15 protein-coding genes are annotated in these 19821 nt (G+C 67.2%); 6 read left to right on the top strand and 9 right to left on the bottom strand.

Features of this window, described 5'->3' with window-relative positions; translation table 11 throughout:
- Positions 1 to 59: 59 nt before the first annotated feature.
- Positions 60 to 1130 (bottom strand): endonuclease/exonuclease/phosphatase family protein, encoded by a 1071-nt coding sequence (locus HMPREF0043_RS02980; protein ID WP_021601377.1) that lies wholly within the window; start codon positions 1128 to 1130, stop codon positions 60 to 62.
- Positions 1131 to 1412: 282 nt separating this feature from the next.
- Here HMPREF0043_RS02980 and HMPREF0043_RS02975 point away from each other — a divergent pair, with 282 nt between their 5' ends.
- Both HMPREF0043_RS02975 and hrpA read left to right on the top strand, forming a co-directional pair.
- Positions 1413 to 2384, top strand: a complete 972-nt coding sequence (locus HMPREF0043_RS02975; RefSeq protein ID WP_021601375.1) for a hypothetical protein — start codon at positions 1413 to 1415, stop codon at positions 2382 to 2384.
- A gap of 348 nt (positions 2385 to 2732) precedes the next feature.
- Positions 2733 to 7019 (top strand): ATP-dependent RNA helicase HrpA, encoded by a 4287-nt coding sequence (hrpA, locus tag HMPREF0043_RS02970; RefSeq protein ID WP_021601373.1) that lies wholly within the window; start codon positions 2733 to 2735, stop codon positions 7017 to 7019.
- Positions 7020 to 7305: 286 nt separating this feature from the next.
- Here the strand turns inward: hrpA and HMPREF0043_RS02965 are convergent, their stop codons facing one another.
- On the bottom strand, positions 7306 to 8553 hold the full coding sequence (locus HMPREF0043_RS02965; RefSeq protein ID WP_156897493.1) for a hypothetical protein: 1248 nt from the start codon (positions 8551 to 8553) through the stop codon (positions 7306 to 7308).
- Positions 8554 to 8654: 101 nt separating this feature from the next.
- The gene (locus tag HMPREF0043_RS11640) at positions 8655 to 9053 is read right to left on the bottom strand and encodes a DUF4352 domain-containing protein (protein WP_232206002.1); all 399 of its coding nucleotides are present in this window, start codon (positions 9051 to 9053) and stop codon (positions 8655 to 8657) included.
- A gap of 43 nt (positions 9054 to 9096) precedes the next feature.
- Here HMPREF0043_RS11640 and HMPREF0043_RS11635 point away from each other — a divergent pair, with 43 nt between their 5' ends.
- Positions 9097 to 9345: a hypothetical protein gene (locus tag HMPREF0043_RS11635; RefSeq protein ID WP_040317720.1), complete on the top strand. Its 249-nt coding sequence runs from the start codon at positions 9097 to 9099 to the stop codon at positions 9343 to 9345.
- Positions 9346 to 9645: 300 nt separating this feature from the next.
- Here HMPREF0043_RS11635 and HMPREF0043_RS10980 read toward each other — a convergent pair whose 3' ends face one another.
- The 3 genes from HMPREF0043_RS10980 to HMPREF0043_RS02945 form a co-directional block, all read right to left on the bottom strand.
- Positions 9646 to 10386 carry a hypothetical protein gene (locus tag HMPREF0043_RS10980; RefSeq protein WP_021601370.1) on the bottom strand — a complete coding sequence of 247 codons (741 nt, stop codon included), beginning with the start codon at positions 10384 to 10386 and terminating at the stop codon, positions 9646 to 9648.
- A 27-nt stretch (positions 10387 to 10413) separates the two neighbouring features.
- Positions 10414 to 10863, bottom strand: a complete 450-nt coding sequence (locus tag HMPREF0043_RS10975) for a DUF4352 domain-containing protein (RefSeq protein WP_156897491.1) — start codon at positions 10861 to 10863, stop codon at positions 10414 to 10416.
- A 699-nt stretch (positions 10864 to 11562) separates the two neighbouring features.
- Complete coding sequence (locus HMPREF0043_RS02945; protein ID WP_021601368.1) at positions 11563 to 12006, bottom strand: SprT-like domain-containing protein; 444 nt, start codon at positions 12004 to 12006, stop codon at positions 11563 to 11565.
- A gap of 198 nt (positions 12007 to 12204) precedes the next feature.
- Here HMPREF0043_RS02945 and HMPREF0043_RS02940 point away from each other — a divergent pair, with 198 nt between their 5' ends.
- From HMPREF0043_RS02940 to HMPREF0043_RS02930, 3 genes are all read left to right on the top strand, one after another.
- Complete coding sequence (locus HMPREF0043_RS02940; RefSeq protein ID WP_021601367.1) at positions 12205 to 13047, top strand: carbohydrate ABC transporter permease; 843 nt, start codon at positions 12205 to 12207, stop codon at positions 13045 to 13047.
- Complete coding sequence (locus HMPREF0043_RS02935; RefSeq protein ID WP_021601366.1) at positions 13034 to 13894, top strand: carbohydrate ABC transporter permease; 861 nt, start codon at positions 13034 to 13036, stop codon at positions 13892 to 13894. Before HMPREF0043_RS02940 ends, HMPREF0043_RS02935 begins: the two co-directional genes overlap by 14 nt.
- A gap of 264 nt (positions 13895 to 14158) precedes the next feature.
- On the top strand, positions 14159 to 15484 hold the full coding sequence (locus tag HMPREF0043_RS02930; RefSeq protein WP_021601365.1) for an ABC transporter substrate-binding protein: 1326 nt from the start codon (positions 14159 to 14161) through the stop codon (positions 15482 to 15484).
- Between the two features lie 231 nt (positions 15485 to 15715).
- Here HMPREF0043_RS02930 and HMPREF0043_RS02925 read toward each other — a convergent pair whose 3' ends face one another.
- The 3 genes from HMPREF0043_RS02925 to HMPREF0043_RS02910 all read right to left on the bottom strand — a co-directional run bounded on the left by HMPREF0043_RS02925 (position 15716) and on the right by HMPREF0043_RS02910 (position 19819).
- Complete coding sequence (locus HMPREF0043_RS02925; protein WP_021601364.1) at positions 15716 to 16318, bottom strand: low molecular weight protein-tyrosine-phosphatase; 603 nt, start codon at positions 16316 to 16318, stop codon at positions 15716 to 15718.
- 284 nt (positions 16319 to 16602) lie between these two features.
- Positions 16603 to 18813 carry an Ig-like domain-containing protein gene (locus HMPREF0043_RS02915; protein ID WP_021601363.1) on the bottom strand — a complete coding sequence of 737 codons (2211 nt, stop codon included), beginning with the start codon at positions 18811 to 18813 and terminating at the stop codon, positions 16603 to 16605.
- Between the two features lie 682 nt (positions 18814 to 19495).
- Positions 19496 to 19819 carry a helix-turn-helix domain-containing protein gene (locus HMPREF0043_RS02910; protein WP_021601361.1) on the bottom strand — a complete coding sequence of 108 codons (324 nt, stop codon included), beginning with the start codon at positions 19817 to 19819 and terminating at the stop codon, positions 19496 to 19498.
- Between the last annotated feature and the right edge of the window lie 2 nt (positions 19820 to 19821).

Raw genomic sequence — 19821 nt, 5'->3', positions numbered from 1 at the left:
TCCGGCGCCTCCGCCCGCGCGGGCGAACCGCCGCCACCCCCGAAGGCCGCTGTGGCCGGCTACCTCTTGTGGAGTCGGACGATGAGCCCGCGGTGGTCGGAGCCTCCGGCGTCGACTATCGCGGCCCGGTCCCCCCTGTACCCCGCCGGGCTCATGATCCGGTCGATGGGCGCGCCCAGCAGGGGGCTGACGTTGCTCGGCCACGTCCCCACCGCTCCGCTCCCCGCTTCGGCGGCCGCGTCCCGGCACGCGGTGCCGCCGAGGACGAGTTCGTGGTCGGCGGTGGAGTTGAAGTCCCCCGCCAGGATGGCTCCGGGCAGTTGCCTGCACACCCCGTAGGCCGCCGCGATGTGCCCCTTCCATTCGCTCATGCGCCGCCCGTCCAACGAGGCTCCCGTCGGGGCGACGGTGTGGACCGCGACGATCGAGGGGCCCTTCCCGCTCACTGGGCCGACCGCGACGGCGGGGAGGTCGGCGTCGGCGATCGCCCGGGGGAGCGTCCGCTCGGCGTACTCGCCCAGGCCCTTGGACACGAGGACGACGGTCGACCCCCAATCGGCCGCGTACCTGGAGTGCCCGTTGTCGAATCGGGCGAACGCCAGACCTCTGCTCTCGAGTTCGGCGGCGAGCTTCCTGCTGCTCCCCGTGGACGTCTCCACGAGGGTGACGACGTCCACGCCGTTCCTCTCGACGAGGTCGGCGAGGGCCTTGACGGGGACCCGTCCGCCTTCGGTGTTGTACTGCATGACGGTCACCGATCCGTCGCCCTTCGTCCGGGCGGTCACTCCCCTGTCGGGAGGGAGGGCCCCGTGGTTGGTGAAGCCCCTCGTGATCAGGATCCCGGCGTGGAGGGCGGAGCACACGGCCAGGACGGCCGCGAGCGCGAAGGCGATCCGCCCGCGCTGCAGAAGGACGCGGCGCACGATCCCGATGATCAGGAAGAACAGCGCGGCCGCCCCGAGCAGCATCGCCTCCCATCCGCGCAGCGCCACGAGCTCCGCGTAGGGAGCGGTGAGCGCGAGTCGGCGGAGGCCTCCCGGAAGGACGTCCGGCCGGACGGTCGCCGCAGCCGCCGTCGCCGCGACGGACGCCAGGATCGCCCACGTCAGCTTCATCGGGCTGATTCTCATGCGTGTTCCTCTCGAGTCAACGGCGAGCATAGCGTCGAAACCTGCGCGTCTCCCGGACGACGCGACGTCTTGCGGCGCATCTCCCATCCGGCGCGGCGGGACCGGCCGCCTCGGCTGCTGCGGCATGGCGGGCGGGCCGCGCGGAAGGAGGGCGAAGGAGGGCCTTGCGGCGGGGAACGGCGCGGGGTCGGGGATCGGTCACCTTCGCCGAAAGCGTTCTCGGGGCTTAACATGGTCGGGCACTCCGGCGTCGAAAGGGTCGAAAGGACTGAATCACCGCCCATGGAAGAGATACAGCTTGAGCCTCGCGACCTGAGCGGAGCGTCGAAACTGACGCTCGAGGGCCAGACCATCGTCGTGCATCACAAGAAGAATCCGACGGTCTTCCCGCTGGCCGCCGGCCAGCCGCCGCATGAAGGCCAGCCTCACACATCCGCCTTCTCCGTCACGCCGGCCACGACCGGTTCGGCGTGGAAGATGACCCGGGGGATGCGGCAGCGCTCCACGTCGCGGGTCGCCGCCCTGGCGCGCTATACGGTCGTCATCCGCGTGCCGGGCCGGGGGGCGCGGGTGTCCAACCGCACAGTCCAGAAGACGGGCTGGCTCCTGCTGGGGGACGACGAGAACCCCGTCGCCTGGCTTGGAAGCGCCTCGGCATCCTATGGGGACTCCCCTCTCTACGACAGCGAGAAGGCGAAGGAATTCGCCCAGCGGGCCGGCATCGGATACGTGGAGCTGGGGACGATGCCCTACGAGTTCTTCCAGCAGAAGGTCGAGGGGATCCCGCGGCTCGGCCCCGGAACGGGAGCCGTTACCGCCTACGTCGCCGACTCCAGGCAGTGGCTCCTGGCGGGCGTCGTGGTCGGCGGCATGATCGTGTGCCTGCCGCTGCTCCTCCACTTGACCGTCGTCGCCCCCGCCCTCAACCTGCTGTGGATCCTCCTCTTCGGGCTGGGAGGATTCCTCTTCGGGGGCATCGCCTCCATCCCGCTCCTGCGCCACTACCGCGAGCACCGTTCCACGGGCGTCCTGGTGGGGGTCGGGGCATTCGGAGCGCTCACGCTGGTGGCGGGGCTGGCCCTCGTCATCCCCGCGGCGGCGGCCGCCCTGAATGCCCGCGCGGGCGAACACTCGCAGGCCAATGAGGTTCTGGAGTCCAACGGACTGTGGTGGAAGGTGGCGATCCTGGGAATCGGCTTCCTCCTGTCCGTCATGCCCTGGAACGCGCGGAAGGCGGTGGCGGCCGTCAGCTGACCCGGAGGGGATGGAAGGCCGCGCGGGCGCCAATGCAGGCGATCGTCGACGGCGCGACGCTCATCTCTCTGCGGCCCAGACGGGGCGACGCCGCGAGGTACGCGGCCTCGCCCCCCGCCCGCCCTGCGATCCGGCCGGTCGGGGCCTGCGAGTGAAACCGCCGGCGTGGGACAATGGGAGTCGATGTCCGAGGAATCCAGCCCCCACGGCCGCAGCCGGCGCGGTCGACGCGGTCGCGGAGGCGGCCGCCGGCCCGCCAGGGCCAGGTCGTCGGCCGCCTCCGCGGGATCCGCCCACGGGCACGGATCCGCCGCTTCGCTCGGCGACCAAGCGGCACGGCGCGCATCCGTGCCCGCCATCGACTACCCCGACCTTCCCGTCTCGGCGCGACGGGAGGACATCGCGGCGGCCATACGCGACAACCAGGTCGTCGTCGTCGCGGGGGAGACGGGTTCGGGCAAGACCACGCAGCTGCCGAAGATCTGCCTGGAACTGGGCCGCGGAGTGGCCGGCATGATCGGGCACACCCAGCCGCGCCGCCTGGCCGCCCGCGCGGTCGCCGAGCGCCTGTGCCACGAGCTCGGCGTCGAGCTGGGCGGGATCGTCGGATACCAGGTGCGCTTCACCGAGGAAGCCTCGCCCGGCACCCTCGTCAAGCTCATGACCGACGGCATCCTCCTGGCCGAGATCCAATCCGACCCGGACCTCACGCGCTACGACACGATCATCATCGACGAGGCGCACGAACGCTCCCTCAACATCGACTTCCTGCTCGGATACCTGGCTCGGCTGCTGCCGCGGCGGCCCGACCTCAAGCTCGTCATCACCTCGGCGACCATCGACACCCAGCGGTTCGCCGAGCACTTCGATGCGCCCGTCGTCGAAGTCTCGGGGCGCACGTATCCGGTCGAGATCAGGTATCGGCCGCTGGTGGTCGAAGACGGTGCCGACGGGGCGGACGCCGCCGAGCCCCCGGGTCGCGCTTCCGCTGCGACAGCCGCTCTCGCCGCGGCCTCCGGCCCGTCCGCCTCACGCGTCGCAGCGACCGGCGGGCGGGCCGTCGACCAGGTGACGGGCGTCGTCGAAGCGTGCCGGGAGCTCATGGAGGAAGGCCCTGGTGACATCCTCGTCTTCCTCTCCGGAGAGGGTGAGATCCGCGACACCGAAGCGGCCTTCGACGACGAGCTAGGAGCCAAGCGCGTCGAAGGCGGCGGGCGCTCCTCGGTGCCGGGAGCGGTCGAGGTGCTGCCGCTCTACGCGCGGCTCTCGGCGGCCGAGCAGCACCGGATCTTCGCGCCGCACGCCCACAGGCGCATCGTCCTGGCGACGAACATCGCCGAGACCTCCCTCACGGTCCCCGGCATCCGCTACGTCGTCGACCCGGGGGCCGCCCGCATATCGCGCTACTCCAACAAGACGAAGGTTCAGCGTCTGCCCATCGAGCCGATCTCCCGGGCCAGCGCCGACCAACGCGCGGGCCGGTGCGGGCGCGTCGCCGACGGCGTCTGCATCCGCCTGTACTCGCAGGCCGACTTCGCCGCACGCGACGAATTCACTCAGCCGGAGATCCAGCGGACCTCGCTGGCCTCGGTGATACTCCGCATGCTCTCCCTGGGCCTCGGCGACGTCGAGGCCTTCCCCTTCATCGACCCGCCCGACGCTCGGGCGGTGCGCGCGGGCACGCAGCTCCTGGCCGAGATCGGGGCCATCGAAACGCGGCCGGCCCGCGGGGGCGAGGAGACGCGTCTGACGCGCGTCGGCCGCCAACTGGCTCGCCTGCCCATCGACCCGCGCCTGGGTCGCATGCTCCTGGAGGCGCAAGGCAACGGCTGCGCCTCCGAGGTGCTCGTCCTGGTCGCCGCGCTCTCCGTCCAGGACGTCCGCGAGCGCCCGGCCGAGAAGCGCCCCCAGGCGGACCAGCTCCATGCGCGTTTCACGGCTCGCAGCTCCGACTTCCTGGCCTATCTCACCTTGTGGCGCTATCTCCACACCCAGCAGCGGGAGCTGTCGGGCTCGGCGTTCCGCCGCATGTGCCGCGGCGAGTTCCTCAACTATCTGCGCTACCGGGAGTGGACCGACGTCGCCGCCCAGCTCCGCCAGCTGGCCAAGCCCCTGGGGCTCGACCTGCGCCCCATCGCCCTGCCGTCCCGCGGTCAGATCCGGGCCCAGTCCGATGCCGCGGCGCTCGGGGCTGCGCCCGGTTCCGGCGCCGTGGCCGCCGCATGCCGCGAGCTCGGCCGCAGCGCCGACACGCCGGAGGCCGGGGCGGTCCACCGCTCGATGCTCGTCGGCCTGCTGTCCAACGTCGGCGCCTGGAATGAACGCACGCGCGACTACGGCGGGGCCCGCGGTTCGCATTTCGTCATCTGGCCGGGCTCGGGCCTCCACCGGCGCAATCCCGCCTGGGTGATGGCGGCCGAACTGGTGGAGACCTCGCGTCTCTTCGCGCGGACGGTCGCGGCGATCGAACCGGGATGGATCGAGCCTCTGGCCGGGCACCTGGTCAAGCGCACATATTCCGAGCCCTACTGGAGTTCGCGCAGCGGCGCGGCGATGTGCAAGGAGAAAGTGACGCTGTACGGGGTCACGCTCGTCGCCGACCGCCCGAAGCCGCTGTCCTCCCTCGGCACGGACTCGGCCCGCGAGCTCGCGCGGGAGATGTTCATCCGCCACGGCCTCGTCGAAGGTCAGTGGCGCGCCCACCACGCCTTCCTGCGCGACAATGCGGAGGCGCTCCGGGACGCGGAGAAGCTCGAGGAGAAGCTGCGCCGGCGGGGGCTCGTGGCCGGACCAGAGGCTCTGGAGGCCTTCTACGAGGAGCGGATCCCGGCCGACGTCGTCTCCGGCCGCCATTTCGACTCGTGGTGGAAGAAGGCGAGGCGGGAGTCCCCCCGCCTCCTCGACTTCACGCGGGAGCTCCTCCTGGGCGAAGCGGAGGCGACCGAAGGGGACTATCCCTCCGAGTGGGTCCAAGGCGACCTCCGCTTCCCCGTCGAGTACTCCTTCGCACCCGGCTCCCACGCCGACGGCATCACCGTGACGATCCCGGTCACCGTGCTGCCGCGAGTGAGCCCGGAGGGCTTCGACTGGCTGGTCCCGGGGATGCGCGAGGATCTCGTCACCGGCACGATCCGAGCCCTGCCCAAGCGTATCCGCCGCCAGCTGGTGCCCGCCCCCGACGTCGCCCGCGAGCTGCTGCCGATCCTGGACGCCGAAGCGCCCGCGCCCGGCGGTCAGGGCGGGGGTTCCGCGCCGAGCGGGGGAGCACGCGGTTTCCGCGATGCCTTCACCGACGGCGTCCTGCGCCTTCGCGGGTTCCGGATCGACGACGACGCCTGGGCCCAGACCGAGCTCCCGCCCCACCTGCAGGTCCTCTTCCGGGTCCGTTCCGAGCGCGGGGCCGTCCTCGACGAGTCGACGAGCCTGGAGCGCCTCCAGATCAGCCTGGCGCCGCAGTCCCGCTCGGCCGTCGGCGAGGTGGTCAAGGGGGCCGTCGCGCAGGCTTTCGACCGTGCCGCAGCCCGGGCGGCGCTGGCCGGCGCAGCCGCCGATCCCCGCTCCGCCGGCTTCCCAGTTTCCCGCGCGCCCGGCTCCTCGGCGCCGCAGTCCTCGAATCCGCCGGGCCCGCGATCCTCCCCGCAGGCTCCTCAGGCGTCCCCGCAGGCTCCGCGCGTCTCCTCCGCCCAGTCTTCCCCCGCCTCCTCTTCGCCATCCTCCCCCGCCGGCGGCGCCTTCGGCGGCGATCTCACCGACTGGCCGGACTTCCCCGGCGGGGCCGTCCCCGGGTCGATCGAGACGCCCGGCCCGCACGGGATGACGGTACGGGCCTACCCCGCGATCGTGGCCGACGGCGGACGGGTCAGACTCGACGTCCTGGCGGATCCCGGCCAGCAGGCGCACGAGAACGCGCGAGGCATCGCCGCCCTCCTCGCCCGGTCCATCGCCTTGCCGGAGGCTCGGATCACGACCCGTTGGGCCGGGGACCAGGCGCTCGCCTTGGCGGGCGGCCCCTATTCGGACACATCCGCGCTGGTCGCCGATCTCCAGTTGGCGTCGGCGCGGGCCCTCGCCGACCGCTGGGCCGCCGCCCACGACACGACGCTCGGCGAGATCCGCAGCCGCCGCGAGTGGGAGGACTTGCGTTCCTGGGCCAAGCCCCGGCAAGAGGACGAGGTGTACAGGCTTTCCATGACCGTCGCGGAGATCTGCTCGCGTCGCGCCGACGTCGTCGAGGCGCTCTCGAGCGCGTCCGCGGCCCTGATCGGGACCGTCACGGACGTCCGCGATCAGCTCTCCGCCCTCGTCCCGCCGGGATTCGTCAGCGCGACGCCCGCCGCCCGGCTCCCGCATCTCGTCCGCTATCTGCGCGCGGCCCTCCTGCGGATCGAGAAGGCTCCGGCGAATCCTGCGGCGGACGACTCCCGCGCCTGGCAGGTGGCCGAGGTGGCAGAACGGCTGGAGTCCGCCCGGGAGGAGGCTTCCACCCGCCCATGGGACTCACGCACCGCTGCGACGCTCGAGGAGGCCCGGTGGATGGTCGAAGAGCTCCGGGTGTCGCTTTTCGCCCAGCAGCTCGGAACCGACGGGAAGGTGTCGGTCAAGCGGATCGACAAGCTCCTGTCGACGATCCCCTGACCGGCCACGGAGTTCCCGACCAGCCATGAGTCCTCCAGGGGCTCAACCTCGCCTAGCCTGCCAGCCCGACCTCGTCTGACCTGCCGCTGCCCGGCGTCTCCTAACCGGTCGCGGCCCGGTGAGGCCCCACCCGCTCCGGTCGCCGACGGGGCCAAGTCCTACCGCAGACGAGCCACGTCCGATCGTCGGCGGAGCCTGCAGCCGGCCGGCTCAGGCCGGGCTCCACCGGATGCGGCGGGCTCGCAGCGGTGGCGGTCCCAGTGGAGGAACGATCATGAAGTAATGATTATGGGGCTTTGACGATCACATTCGTATTCAGTCCATGCTCCCATTTGCTTCCCGTTTTACCCCCATGGAATTTATATGTGAACTCCTGCAGTTTCGCATTTCTGGGTATCCACAATCGTACCTTGATCATTTTTCTTTGTCCCGGTTCGAGTGGGTTGGATTCTAGACCTTCGTCGATTACCCAGCCATCATTTTTATGATCGAGAGTTTCCACAGTGAGGTATTTCCACATATCATGAGGGTATTCCGCCGTGTTTTCCACCGTGAGTAAGAGGAATACCTCTTTATAGTACTCTGGTGGAATTGTGAATTGTTTTATAGAGCCGGTTTCTATCGGGCGTTCGGAACACGTGATGGTGAATTTCTCCAAGTCGGCCGGAGTTCCCGCTGCGACCACTCGGGGCGTGGAGAAGTTCACCGGCGCCTTCGGGTGGAAACGATCGGCCTTCTGGTCGATCACGACCACTCGGGACTTGTCCGGGTCGCCCCTGTCCTCGTACCGATAGGTGAATTCCAGCGGAACCACGTCCTTGGGAAGGGTTACGGTCTTCCACACCTCGGCGGTCTCCACGGGGCGGAGCGTTCTATAGAGCGAATCCTTGACGTGCGCGCTGCCGCGCCACGTTTTCGTCGGTCCGACGTCGATCGTCAGATCGGCTGTTGACAAGAGCTTCTTCGAAACGTTGGTCAACTTGAGCTTGACGGCGAAATCCCTGTATCCGGGTTCGGGCGCCGCCGTTTGCCCGTCGAGATCCACTGTGGCGTCCGGACTGAACTTCATGTAGGTCACTTTGAAGCCGCCGACGCGAACGGGGGTGCCGGCCCCGACGGGCTTGACGACGGGGATCCTCTCGTGGAGTTCGGCGTGATCGTCGGGAGGCAGGATCCTCGCGGCTGCCAGCAGGCCCAAGGCTAGCACGAAGGCTCCGGCGGCCTTCGCCCAGGCAACCGGAGCGGATGCCGCTCGCCTCGCCCGCCGCAGCGCCTTCCCCGCCCACGCCGCGGCCCTGCGCGCCGGGGAGTCTCGGCCTTCGTTCTGGATGCCGGGGTTCGTCCTGGCCCGCGCCGGAGAGTCCCCCTCCCGCGCGGCGTCCTTCAATCCGCCTGCCGCGGACGCTTCCAGCCCGCCATGTTCGGGCCCGGCATCCCCGCCCCCGGGCCTGCCTGCCGCGGACGCTTTGCCCGCCTGGCCGACTTCCCCTGCCCGACTCGGTTTGCCACCGGGAGAATTCGTCTTCCCGCTCATCGAACGATCCTCTCTAACCATCGACGAAACGCCATTCGGTCACTGTGACAGCGCCATTTGATCGCGCTTAAATGACAGTGTTTTCTTCAGCGATCCGCATATCAGGAAATTCTGACGGTAATGTTTTTAGCTGATTTATAAATATTATAATCCGTCGAGTAGTAATTGTATGTATAACTCGTCGGCTGCATGCTTTCCGGTATTTGGATGTATTGCCATGCTTCCACGCTCTGGCCAGGCTGCAGGCTGCTCACGCTGCGCATGCCATCGGATTCGTGGTAGCCCAACGTCTCCATGTAGACGCCTTCGATCATCAACCCCACCTTCCCAGGCCTTTCCTCCTTGGCGGACGTATTGGTGGCCTTCAGCTTCACGCCCACGAATTTGCTTCCCGACTGCGGGGTGAGGCCGCGCGCGGCCAGAGCAGAGGTGGCATTCGGGTTGAATTCGAGGAAGGTCATCTGGAAATCTCCGACCTGAACCGGCTGACCGGCGGTCACCGTCGTCGGCTCGGTCGGCAGCGACGGCCGGTCCGGAGAGGGGGTGGACTCAGTCGTCGAGGGCGTGCTGGGCCTGGACGTCGGCTCAGTCGGCGTCTCCCTCTTCGGCGAGGTCACCGAGGTGCTCGGCTCGGCCGTCGGCTCATTCGCCTCATCTCCCTTCTTGCCGAAGACTCCCGTGGCGAAGAGGATCCCGACGACGGCGCCGACCGCCACGAGGGCGGCGACCGCCCACGCCCACGCGCGGCCTCTCCTTCGCGACCGTTCGGGTTGGAACGGATTCGGAGCATAGCCGTACGGGGTTTCCGCCGGATGTCCCGGCATTCCCCGCATGCCCTCGTAGGGCTGTTGTCCGCCCCACGGGCCGGGTACGCCCGGCGCTCCATCGAAGGGGCTTCCGCCCTGCTGAGGCAACTCTTCCGGTTGCTGAGGGTTCCGATCCGCACTCCATTGCCCGGGTTCTCCGTCGAAGCCCCCTTGCCAGGCGGGCGGGTAACCGTTTCCATTCGCGCTCATGCTCGCATGTTCCTTTCCCATTCCTTTTCCATGTCGGCAGACGGCCTTCTCACGTCAGCAGACGGTTAACTCTGCGCTACTTCACCAATATTCCGGTTTTCACTTCGAACTGCGGTCCGTCCAGCGCCGAATATTCAAGCCAACCGCCTTTGAAACTATTCGGAACGCGTAGATAAAACCATCCCTCACGCGTTTCGCCCGATCGCATTCGTGTTCCATCATCGAAGGAACCAGGAATATTCTTAGGGTTATATACTGCTCGAAGCGCTTTAACCTGTCCGATGGATAACCGGACGTCAAATAGAATATGCAAAGACTCTTGACAACTGGTGTTGGCTACGCGTAGCTTCACACCCACGAATTTCTCACCCGGATAGGGGTTGATCCCCGTCTTCTGAACGATAGCCGTCGCATCGGAATTGAACTCCAGATAAGTGATGGCGAGCTTCCCGGCTTTCGTGACGCCGTCATTGCCGGGAGCCGGGGACGGAGGGAGGACCGTCGGCCAATCGGCAGGCGAATACGGAGTGTAAGTCGGCTGATTCTCACATCCCGGGAGGGCGTGCTGCGGAACGCTCTTAACCAGTGTGGGGAGAACGGAGGGGGCCGGCGCCGGCTTGTAGGTTCCCGTCCAGCCATGAGTGGACCGAGTGGACGCACCGCTGCTCACAGCAGTGGAAGACGAACCGGAGCCTTCTGCGGCGGCACTTCTTCCGCGATCTTTGATAACCAATACGAGAATGATGATTGCAACCAATAGAACGGCAATGCCGGACACAATCGCCCATGGGGATTGCTTAATTCGCTTCTCATTCATAAATACCTCGGCAATCTGAACTCAATCTCACTGAACCAATATACTCGTATCAATATCATCCATCGTTTCATAAGACAGATATCCGCCTTTATACTCTTGAGGAACTTCCACATAGACCCATCCCTCTTTAGTCTGGCCGGAAGGCAGTGAACTTCCGTCCCATAGAGCATCCGGGCCTTTGTCCCGGGAACGACTTCTTTCAGACCCTACATTGAGATGTAAGACGACATGAAATCCGTCCCGATAACCAATCATGGTAATCGATGAATCTTTGCTGTTTTTTACTCGTAATTTGATGCCTACGACTTTCTTTCCGTAGTCGGGGACGTTGCCATAGGGAGCCACTTGGGAAGTGGCATCCAGGTTGACTCCGAGGTAGGTAACATCTAAATCGTTCACTTTAGTAACGCCATCCGCTCCCGGAGCCGGGGAAGGGGAGGGAACCTTGGTTGGCCAGTTTACAGGGCTGTAGGTCATTGTGGGCGATGACGGGCTCGTCGCCCCCGTCGAGCTCGTCGACCCTCCCTCTGCGTTGTGGGCGGAACCGGACGGGATGGTTTCGAGAACCACGATCGCGATGACGACGGCGAGGGCCAGCAGCCACACCAAGGCGGCCGCGATTCTCTCCGGGCTCCAGCGAGCCGCTTGCACCGCTCCCGCCTGAGCCCGGGGACTCGCCCCGCTCCGGCCGGCGGACGGAGGGCGCGGGGAGTCTCCTCCCCGGGGCAGGGGATTCGCCGGCGACGGGGCGGAATCCCGCGGTAGCGGGGCATTCCGCGGCGCGGAGCGGAGGACCTGGCCGTCGGGTTCGGCGGAGGCGGCTCCTCCGGAGGCCGGAGCGTCCGGTCGACGGGCCTCGGGTGAGGATTCGCCCTGCGCGTCCGCCGCCCGGTTCCGCATCGCTTCGATCTTCTTCTCGAACTCTCGTCTCTTCGCCGCCTGCTCGGCGGCGACCTGCTGCGCATAGCCCGGAGTGAAACGCCTGTCCTCCTGAGGCACCTTCCCGCCCGGATGGTAGGCGGGGACCTCGCCGGCATCGTCACTTCGATCGTCGACAGCCATTCTTCTCCCCCTTCACATCGGCCTTACCATCCATATATACCTTAATCCTCCCACTCCGTTCACTCGCCGGGGGAATTTTCCCCACGCCTCGAACAGCACGCGTCCGCGTCTCCCCTACGGTCTCCGATACCAACGTATGATATATTCAGCATTGAACACTCTGCAGCATTTGGCGCAGGATCTGACGCCCGTCGGCCTGCGGAACCGCTCTATTTCGTGGCCGTTCGGGCATCGCCCCACCCACGGGGCCGGAGGCGACGGCACTCCGGTGAGCCTGGCCCTGTCAGGAGCCCCGATCGACCGGGCCGTAGCCTTCCACACCGAGTCGTGCCCGTGATCCGGGCCGACGATCGCATGCGCGATCTCGTGCAGGATGGTGCCCCGCACGTCGTCCTCGTCGAATAGCGGCATGAGCACCCGCGACAGGCTGATGGTCGAATCCGAAAAGCTCGTCATCCCGGCCCTCCTGCGCGCCCGGTCGAAACGCAGGCCCCACTCGTTCAACCCGTGCGCGTCCATGAGTTCGCGGGCCAGCGCGGCCACTGCGGGCATGTCCATGCTACGAGTGTAGAGTCCGCTGGGCCGGCGCGCCGCGAGCCGAGGGCCGGCAGTCTGTGGAAAGCTCGGCGGTATGAAGGCCGGAGGAGCATGCTGACCGCCTCCGCCGCGAGTGCGCGGACGCGGCGACGGAACGCCGCATCCGCGCCTAGAAGCCGAACGGGCCAGTCGCGCACCGAGAGGCTCACCGCGGCTGCGATGCTGGCCCCCTCGGCGGTGGGCGTCGGCCTCTTCCTCGTCGCGCCCATCGCCGTGGTGGTCGCCGTCTCGTTGACCGACTGGAACCTCATCACCCGGCCGAGCTTCACGGGCCTGGAGAACTACGCCTCCCTCCTGGCGGACTCGGGCTTCCTCTCCTCGCTCGTCGTCACCGCTCTCTTCTCGCTCATGGCCATCCCGGCGACGGTGGCCGTCGGCTTCCTCATCGCCCTCGGGCTCAACCGGAACCTGCCCGGGTCCTCGCTCATGAGGCTGCTCTACGTGCTCCCCTGGGTGTGCGCGCCCCTCACGTTGGGAATCGTGTGGAAGTGGCTGCTCGACCCGTCCAGAGGTCTGATCGACGGCGTCCTGGGGCAGCGCGTGGAATGGATGAGCGATCCGGCGCTGGCACTGCCGACCGTGGCCTTCGTCTACGTGTGGCAGAACGTCGGGTACGTCTCGCTTTTCTTCCTCGCCGGCCTTCAGGGCATTCCCGCCTCGGTGATCGAGGCGGCCAGACTCGACGGCGCGGGGCCCGTCCGGCTCGCCTGGCGGATGTATCTGCCGCTCCTGCGCCCGACGACGTTCTTCGTGCTCGTCACCTCGCTCATCTCCTCCTTCCAGGCCTTCGATCTGGTCTACGGCCTGACGGGCGGCAATCCCGGCTACCCGGGCGGCACGACGAACGTCGTGGCGGCCCAGATCTATTCGACGGCTTTCGGCTCGGGCAACGACGTCGGCCGCGCCAGCGCGATGGCCGTCGTCCTGCTCGTCTTCGTAGCCGCCGTGACCGCCGCCCAGCAGCGGTACTTCGCCAAACGGACGGTGTATGAGATCGCCTGAGACGGCCTCCCGCAGGGCCATTCGACTGCGCCGGCTCTCCCTGGCGGCCACCTATGCGATGCTCCTGGCGGGGGCCGCCATCATGGTCGTGCCCTTCGCTTATTCGGTCCTGACGAGCCTGAAATCGCCCGAGCAGTTCGCCTCGACCGATCCCCTGGCGTTCCCCGCGCCGGTGACGGGCGAGAACTATTCGGCGCTGTTCTCCGGCGACCGGGACTTCACCGTCCCCCTCGCCGTGACGGTCCAGGTGGTGGCCGTGCTGACCGTCGGCCAGGTCGTCTGCTCGGTCCTGGCCGCCTACGCCTTCGCGCGCCTGCGCTTCCCCGGCAGGCGCGCGCTGTTCTGGGCGTACGTCGCCACGCTCATGGCGCCTCCCATCGTCACCGTCATCCCCCTGTTCTCCATGCTCTCCCAGCTCGGTCTGCGCAACACCTTCGCCGGGCTCGTCGCTCCCTTCCTCCTCGGCTCTCCGTACGCCATCTTCCTCCTGCGCCAGAATTTCCAGGCGATCCCCCAGGAGGTCCTCGACGCCGCGACGTTGGACGGGGCGGGCCACTGGCGCACGCTGCGTTCGATCGTGCTCCCGATGAACCGTCCGATCCTGGCCGCCCTGACGCTCATCACCGTCGTCTCCCAGTGGAACGCCTTCCTCTGGCCGTCGGTCATCGCACCGGGCCGGACGTGGAGCGTTCTGACGGTCGCCACCCAGGCGCTGCAGGAAGAGCGCTCCGGGAACTGGACGCTCGTCATGGCGGCGACCACCGTCGCCCTCGCGCCGCTCGTCGTCCTCTTCCTGGCATTCAACAGGCAGATCGTCGCAGCCTTGGGCATCGGCGATGTGCGATAGCCTTCGCCGGCACGGGCCGGTGAGCGGCGCAGTGACGCAAAATGGCGGAATAACCCGTATTCTACGGGTGTTGTCCCTACGGCGCCTTGTTCGGCGGCTGCCGAGGCCGGATACGGGCCGGAGTTCTACTACTCCTACGGCAGGTACGACCCGGTCGTCGACCCTTCGGAGGCCCGGACGAATACCACGAGACGCTCGACGCCCCGCCCGCAGGCGGGGCGCGAATCCCCAATCCGCGGAACCAGAACTCGAAGGAGAGACCGAATGAACCGTTCACGGCGAACGGCCGCAATCACTGCGGCTCTGGCCGTCGCCGCCCTCGTCCTGTCCGCATGCTCGCCGGCGGCCGAGCAGGACGGGAGCGGCGGGAAGACCACCGTCACCTTCCGCCTCTGGGACGAGAAGGCCGTCTCGGCCTACAAGGCGTCGTTCAAGAAGTTCACGGAGAAGAACCCGGGCATCGACGTCAGGGTCGAGGTCGTGCCGTGGGAGCAGTACTGGAAACGCCTGCCGTTGGACGTCTCCTCCGGGGACATGGCCGACGTCTACTGGACGAACTCCTCCAATTTCGCCCAGTACGCGGACAGCGGCGACATCATGGACGCCGGCCAGGCCGTGGGCGCCGACCACGACGAGTGGCAGAAGCCAGTCGTCGACCTCTACACTCGCAAAGGCAAGCTGTGGGGGGTTCCCCAGCTGTGGGATTCGATCGGCCTCTACTACAACAAGAGCCTCGTGGGCGCGGCCGGAGTCGACGTCCGCAGCTTGGCCTGGGCGCCTCACGGAGGGCAGGGCGACACCCTGCTGTCCGCCGCCAGGAAGCTCACCGTCGACGCAGCGGGCAGGCATCCCGGCGAGGCCGGGTTCGACGCTTCGCACACCAAGGTCTACGGTTTCAACGCCCAGGCCGACATGCAGGCGGTCTACCTCCCCTTCCTGGCCGAGGCCGGCGCCGACTACCAGAGTCCCTCCGGCCAGTTCGCCTTCGCCAGCTCCGCAGGAGAGGACGCCATCGGCTACCTGGTGGACATGATCTCCAAACACCGCGTCGCCCCTCCGGCCGCGGACACCAACACCAGCGCAGACGCCACCCGTGACCTCTTCGTCCAAGGGAAGCTCGCCCTCTACCAGTCGGGGCCTTACAATCTCAAGACGATAGCCGAGTCCGCCAAGGGAGTCGATTGGGGTCTCGCCCCACTCGTGGCGGGCCCGAAGGGCCGCCTGTCCACGGTGCACGGCGTCGCCGCCGTGGGCAATGCGAAGACGAAGCACAAGGAGGCGACGGCCAAAGTCCTCGCATGGCTCGGCACCAGGCAGGGGCAACTGCCCCTGGCCGAACAGGGGGTCTCCTTCCCCGGGGTGGTGAGCGCACAAGGCGCCTTCGTCGACTACTGGAAGGCGAAGGGCGTGGACGTCTCGGCGTTCGTCGAGGCGGCCAGGGGGCGGACCGTCCGTCCGCCGGTCGGGCCGAAAGTCAATGCGGGGACCAACGCCTACACGCCGATCCTGCTCGACGTCTTCTCCGGCGCCCGGCCTGTGCCCGAGGGGCTCAAACAGGCGCAGAACGCCGGCAACGCGGGCATGAAGTAGCCGGCGGATCGCATCGTCCGCGCGCTCGACCAGGACGCCCGCCAAGCCGTCGTCGCAAGTCGGTCCATAATGGGCCGACGCCCTACGGTGCGCCTACCGGCAGGCGCTCGCCCGCCAGTCGGTGGGCGCGCCGGGCGCTCGACTCCCGCGCCTCGAGTCTCGGCCCATGCCTCAATGGCACGGATCTCGGCGCAGGGCAGTGAGGACCTCGGAACGGACCGGTGAGGTGGATCATACGCGTTTGGCGACGCTGCTCAGCAGCGCGAGGATCCCGTCGGCTCCGCGCTCGACGGCGTCGAGCGTCTCGCGGTATTCGTCCGGGCCTCCGCCCCAGGGGTCGACGACGTCGTACCTTCCGTAGGAGTAGTAGAACTCCGACCTGTATCCGGCCTCGATGTCGTCGTGGAGGGCGCCGCCGGGACCGAAGCACCCTTCGGGGGCGACATCCAAGCCCGACCCGTCGAACTCGCGCCACAGGTGGATGCGCGAGGCGGGCGCTCCAGCCTGCTCGCACATGCGGCGCAGCGCCCGCGCGTGGCCCGTGGTCATCGCGAGGATGAGGCCGGATTCCCTGAGCTCCGCGCGGGTGGCGCGATGGGCCGAATGCGAGGGAACGGGATAGCCGGCCTCCTCCAAGGCCCGGGCGGCAGGCGGATAGACCGGGTTGCCGTGCTCTTCGGCGGAAACCCCGCAGCTCGCTACCTCGTAGGCGAGCCCGGCGCCTTCGAGCCGCTGGCGGAGAACGGCCTCCCCCATCGGCGACCGGCAGATGTTCCCCGTGCACACGACGAGTATCCGGGGGTTGGCGGTCAGGTCTTCGCGTATCGACTCCATGGCGCCATCCTATCGGCCCTCCATCGGGACGCCGCCCACCGCGGAGGAGTTCGGCGCCCGGCTCGCGGCATCGTCCCGTCGAAGAGGCCCGGGACGGCTCCGAGACCTCATGTCTTTTCTTCCTTCCAACCGAGCCGACCGGCGATCAGCGAGGCCGTCATCCCGCATGAGGAAAGTTGGTCCTCCATAAGGCAAGGCCGTCCCGTACGAGGAGAGGGGTCCGCGCGATTCCTCGCGCGGACCCCTCGGAGGCTCGTCAGCCGTTCAGCTGACTAGTGAAACCGTCAGTTCTTCTTGCGGCGAGCCAGGATCAGGGCTGCACCTCCGGCGATCGCCACGAGAGCGACGATCCCCAGGCCGAGAACCTTCGCACCGGTTCTGGGCAGTGAAGGCTTGGAAGGCTTCGCGGTCGTCGACGGGCTCGGCTTCGCCGGCCCCGAGGTGGCCGTCGGGCGCTGGGCCGTCGGGCTGGCGGTCGCCGACGGGGTCGCCGTGGGCGAGGGGCTCGCGGTCGGCGGCAAGCTAGCCGTCGGCGAAGAGCTCGCCGTGGGAGACGGGCTCGCGGTCGGCGACAGGCTTGCGGTCGGCGAAGGGCTCGCGGTCGTCGGTGAAGGCGACGGAGAGATCGACGCGGTCGGAGTCGGGCTCATAGTGGTCGGAGCCACAGGAGGCGTGGGCTTCACCAGCGTCGAGGGGGATACGGTCGGAGCTCCGGGAGCACCGGGGGCAGGCTTCTGGGGGGTGTTCACCTTCGCGTTGTACGTATCGTGATCGGAAACGGGCTTGCCGGTGAACTTGCCCTTGCCTTCGACGTTGGCGCGGTCGGCATGCGGGTCGCCTGCCGTCACGCCGGAGAGGTCCGCGGTGCACGGGAAGGAGACGCCCGGTGCGAAGGGGCCAGCCCACGTCGTGCCCTTCGTGCCGTCCGGGAAGGTGCAGGAGAGGTTGTCGACCTTGGCCTTGCCCGCGGTCACGGAGTCCGTGACCTTCACGTCGGTCAGGGTCTCGGTCCCGTTGTTGGTCACCTTGAAGGTAAGCTGCGTGGATCCGTTGCTGCCCCTCAGGTCCACGGCTTCATTCGAAGTGTTCGCGTCATTCCCCTTGGAGTCCTTCTTGACGATGTCGACCTTCGGAGAGGGCGCGGTGACCCTGTTGGTCACCATCACCTTCGCCGTGGCCTTCTCGCCAACGGTCACAACGGCGGAGGAACCGTCCTGGGAGACCTTGACGTTCGGGTCGGACGAGCTGAAGACGGGCTTGCCCCACTTGAACTCCGGGTCCACGGGGGTGATCTCGGAGAGCGTCACCTTGGTTCCAACGGGCAGGGAGCGAAGCGTCTTGGCCTCACCGCCGGCGGTCAACACGAGTTTCTCGCTGCGGTCGACCCCGCCTACTGAATACGTGGCGGTCACCTCGTACTGCTTGGCTTTGTCGACGTAGTTCGCCCCGTCGCCCTCCAGGGAGGCCTTCTTGACGGAGACCGACCCGCGGCCCACGCCGTCGAGCTGCCCCTCTCCGAAGGTGATCAACTGGCTGGTATGAGCGTAGGTCTCCCCATTCACCTGGGCTTCGTTCTTGAACTTGACCCCGGGCTTGGCCTGGGAGGGATCTTTGAGCTGGGTGAAGTAGCGCAGTTCGTACACGGCGTTCGGATCGCTGTTGGGCCACGAAGCCTTGTATCCGGTCTCGCTCGGAGTGAAGGTGAAGGTCCCGTTGTTGACGGCCTGGCCGGCGGCGACGCTGAGCGCGGGGTCCTTGCCCGAGGTGTAGTCGGAGGCGGAGTTCCACTTCAGCAATCGGGGCGCACGCCCGGGGTTGTCATCGAGCTTGTAGCCGCCGTTGGAGGTGTCGAACTTGTCGACGATGTCCACGTTCTGCTGCCCGGAGATTCCCGAGGCGTTGATCTTGATGGACCAGTACAGGAGGCTCGGGCTGACCGAGGCCTCGGGCCATCCGTCCTTGGCCGCCTTCTTGGGAAGGTCGCGCGGCCTGCCCGGATCGACGTAGCCGCCGGGGACGTCCTTGCTGATCTGCCCTCCGGGGACCATGAAGGTGAACTTCTTGACGTCCTTGTGCTTGCTGACCGCGGCCTGGACCCAGCCGCCACCGGTCATGTCGGGATGGCTGGTGATGTAATCGCCGAACGTGCACGTGAGGGTCTGCCCGTCACCTCCGGGAACCTCACACTTGGCGACCTCGGTCTTGCCATCCTTCGCGTACATGGGGAAGGAAGTGACGTTGGTACGGAGCGAATCCGGGAGTTTGACCGTGAAGGTGTCACCCGCCTTCGCACCGGTTCCGGTCGTGTCAACCGTGAAGTTGACTCGGAAGGTATCCCAGAGTTTCGTCTTGGTCGCGCCATCCTTGTTGTAGAGATTCTTCATCTCGATGGACTTGACCACGTTGACCTCCGCGGCATGCGCAGAGGACGGCAATGACACGAGTGCTCCGAGGCCCAGCAGCATCGTGCTGAGCATCGCGACGATTCCCGGCATGCGCTTCCGGGAACGCTTATGTGAGGTATGTGTAATCACCATATTTCCTTGCGTGAGCAGCCTAGCGGCTGAAATTTGGACACAAGGCATGGCAAACGGGTCGCCACGCCAAACAGTCTTAAGACTATGGGAGGGCGATTGCGCTATCGACCCCCGCCCCATGGGTAATGTTTCCCATGGGGTGGCTTAACTCTAACCACAGGGGGACACGAGGTCAACCTGCAGGCGTAGCCGGCCATCCCGGAGCACTGCGCCAGCAGTAGTCCCATCGCCGTAATCACCCTCTTCTCGCGGAAAGCCGGCACTCGCCGATACGAGGACGCCGTTCGCGCGCGTCATCCCGCGGGATTACTCCCTAAGTCCCATCCTCCCGCGAAAGCGCGCATTGTGACCGAAGCGGGAATCTCATTCTTCGTCGGCAGTTGCCTTCGCCGCTCCGATGAAGTATAGGGCCTGAATCCTCAGAAGTCCCAGCCTCCAGGTAGCGGTTTCGGCGGGGACAGCACCTGGCCGCCCAGGCTCGTCAGAGCTTTTCCAAGGCCTTTTCATCAGGGCTTCGCCGATGCTGTAATCGGGGGCTTCCGCGACGCCCTGATTCCAGCCCTCGGTCAGATCGAGCTCGTTGCAAACGCCCCCGATGCGCTGCTCTTCATTCTTGCCGCGTCGCCACACCCTGAGGAGTTCAGGCCTCCGACTCAAAGGACGTATGGCACGACGTCGTCACGCGGTGTTCCACACTCGCCCCGACAGCGAGCGCGTAGCGACGCAGGGTGGACAGGCGAGGGTCGTCGTCCTGGCTCTCGAACGCGGCGACCGCCGACTGCTCCACACCCATCACGTCGGCGACGTCTCGCTGCGAGAGGCCGGCCTCCTTGCGCGCTTGGATGAGAGCCCAGCGCATCTCATCGTCGGCCTGAGCCAGTCGCGCCGAGTGCTCGACCAGCTCATCGACATTCTGCCTCGCGTCGCATTTCGGCGACGCCTCGCGATCCCAGCGACCTTGCATCC

This window comes from Actinobaculum sp. oral taxon 183 str. F0552, from assembly GCF_000466165.1.
Taxonomy (GTDB): Bacteria; Actinomycetota; Actinomycetes; order Actinomycetales; family Actinomycetaceae; genus Peptidiphaga.
This window is presented reverse-complemented; position numbering and strand designations above follow the sequence as displayed.

Bases quoted from the DNA above. Each gene is read 5' to 3' on its own strand.
- HMPREF0043_RS10975 (WP_156897491.1), bottom strand. From the start codon at position 10,863: ATGACCTACAGCCCTGTAAACTGGCCAACCAAGGTTCCCTCCCCTTCC.
- HMPREF0043_RS02965 (WP_156897493.1), bottom strand. From the start codon at position 8,553: ATGAGCGGGAAGACGAATTCTCCCGGTGGCAAACCGAGTCGGGCAGGG.
- HMPREF0043_RS10980 (WP_021601370.1), bottom strand. From the start codon at position 10,386: ATGAATGAGAAGCGAATTAAGCAATCCCCATGGGCGATTGTGTCCGGC.
- HMPREF0043_RS02910 (WP_021601361.1), bottom strand. From the start codon at position 19,819: ATGCAAGGTCGCTGGGATCGCGAGGCGTCGCCGAAATGCGACGCGAGG.
- HMPREF0043_RS02930 (WP_021601365.1), top strand. From the start codon at position 14,159: ATGAACCGTTCACGGCGAACGGCCGCAATCACTGCGGCTCTGGCCGTC.
- HMPREF0043_RS02940 (WP_021601367.1), top strand. From the start codon at position 12,205: ATGCTGGCCCCCTCGGCGGTGGGCGTCGGCCTCTTCCTCGTCGCGCCC.
- HMPREF0043_RS02945 (WP_021601368.1), bottom strand. From the start codon at position 12,006: ATGGACATGCCCGCAGTGGCCGCGCTGGCCCGCGAACTCATGGACGCG.
- HMPREF0043_RS02915 (WP_021601363.1), bottom strand. From the start codon at position 18,813: ATGCCGGGAATCGTCGCGATGCTCAGCACGATGCTGCTGGGCCTCGGA.
- HMPREF0043_RS02925 (WP_021601364.1), bottom strand. From the start codon at position 16,318: ATGGAGTCGATACGCGAAGACCTGACCGCCAACCCCCGGATACTCGTC.
- HMPREF0043_RS02975 (WP_021601375.1), top strand. From the start codon at position 1,413: ATGGAAGAGATACAGCTTGAGCCTCGCGACCTGAGCGGAGCGTCGAAA.
- HMPREF0043_RS02935 (WP_021601366.1), top strand. From the start codon at position 13,034: ATGAGATCGCCTGAGACGGCCTCCCGCAGGGCCATTCGACTGCGCCGG.
- HMPREF0043_RS02980 (WP_021601377.1), bottom strand. From the start codon at position 1,130: ATGAGAATCAGCCCGATGAAGCTGACGTGGGCGATCCTGGCGTCCGTC.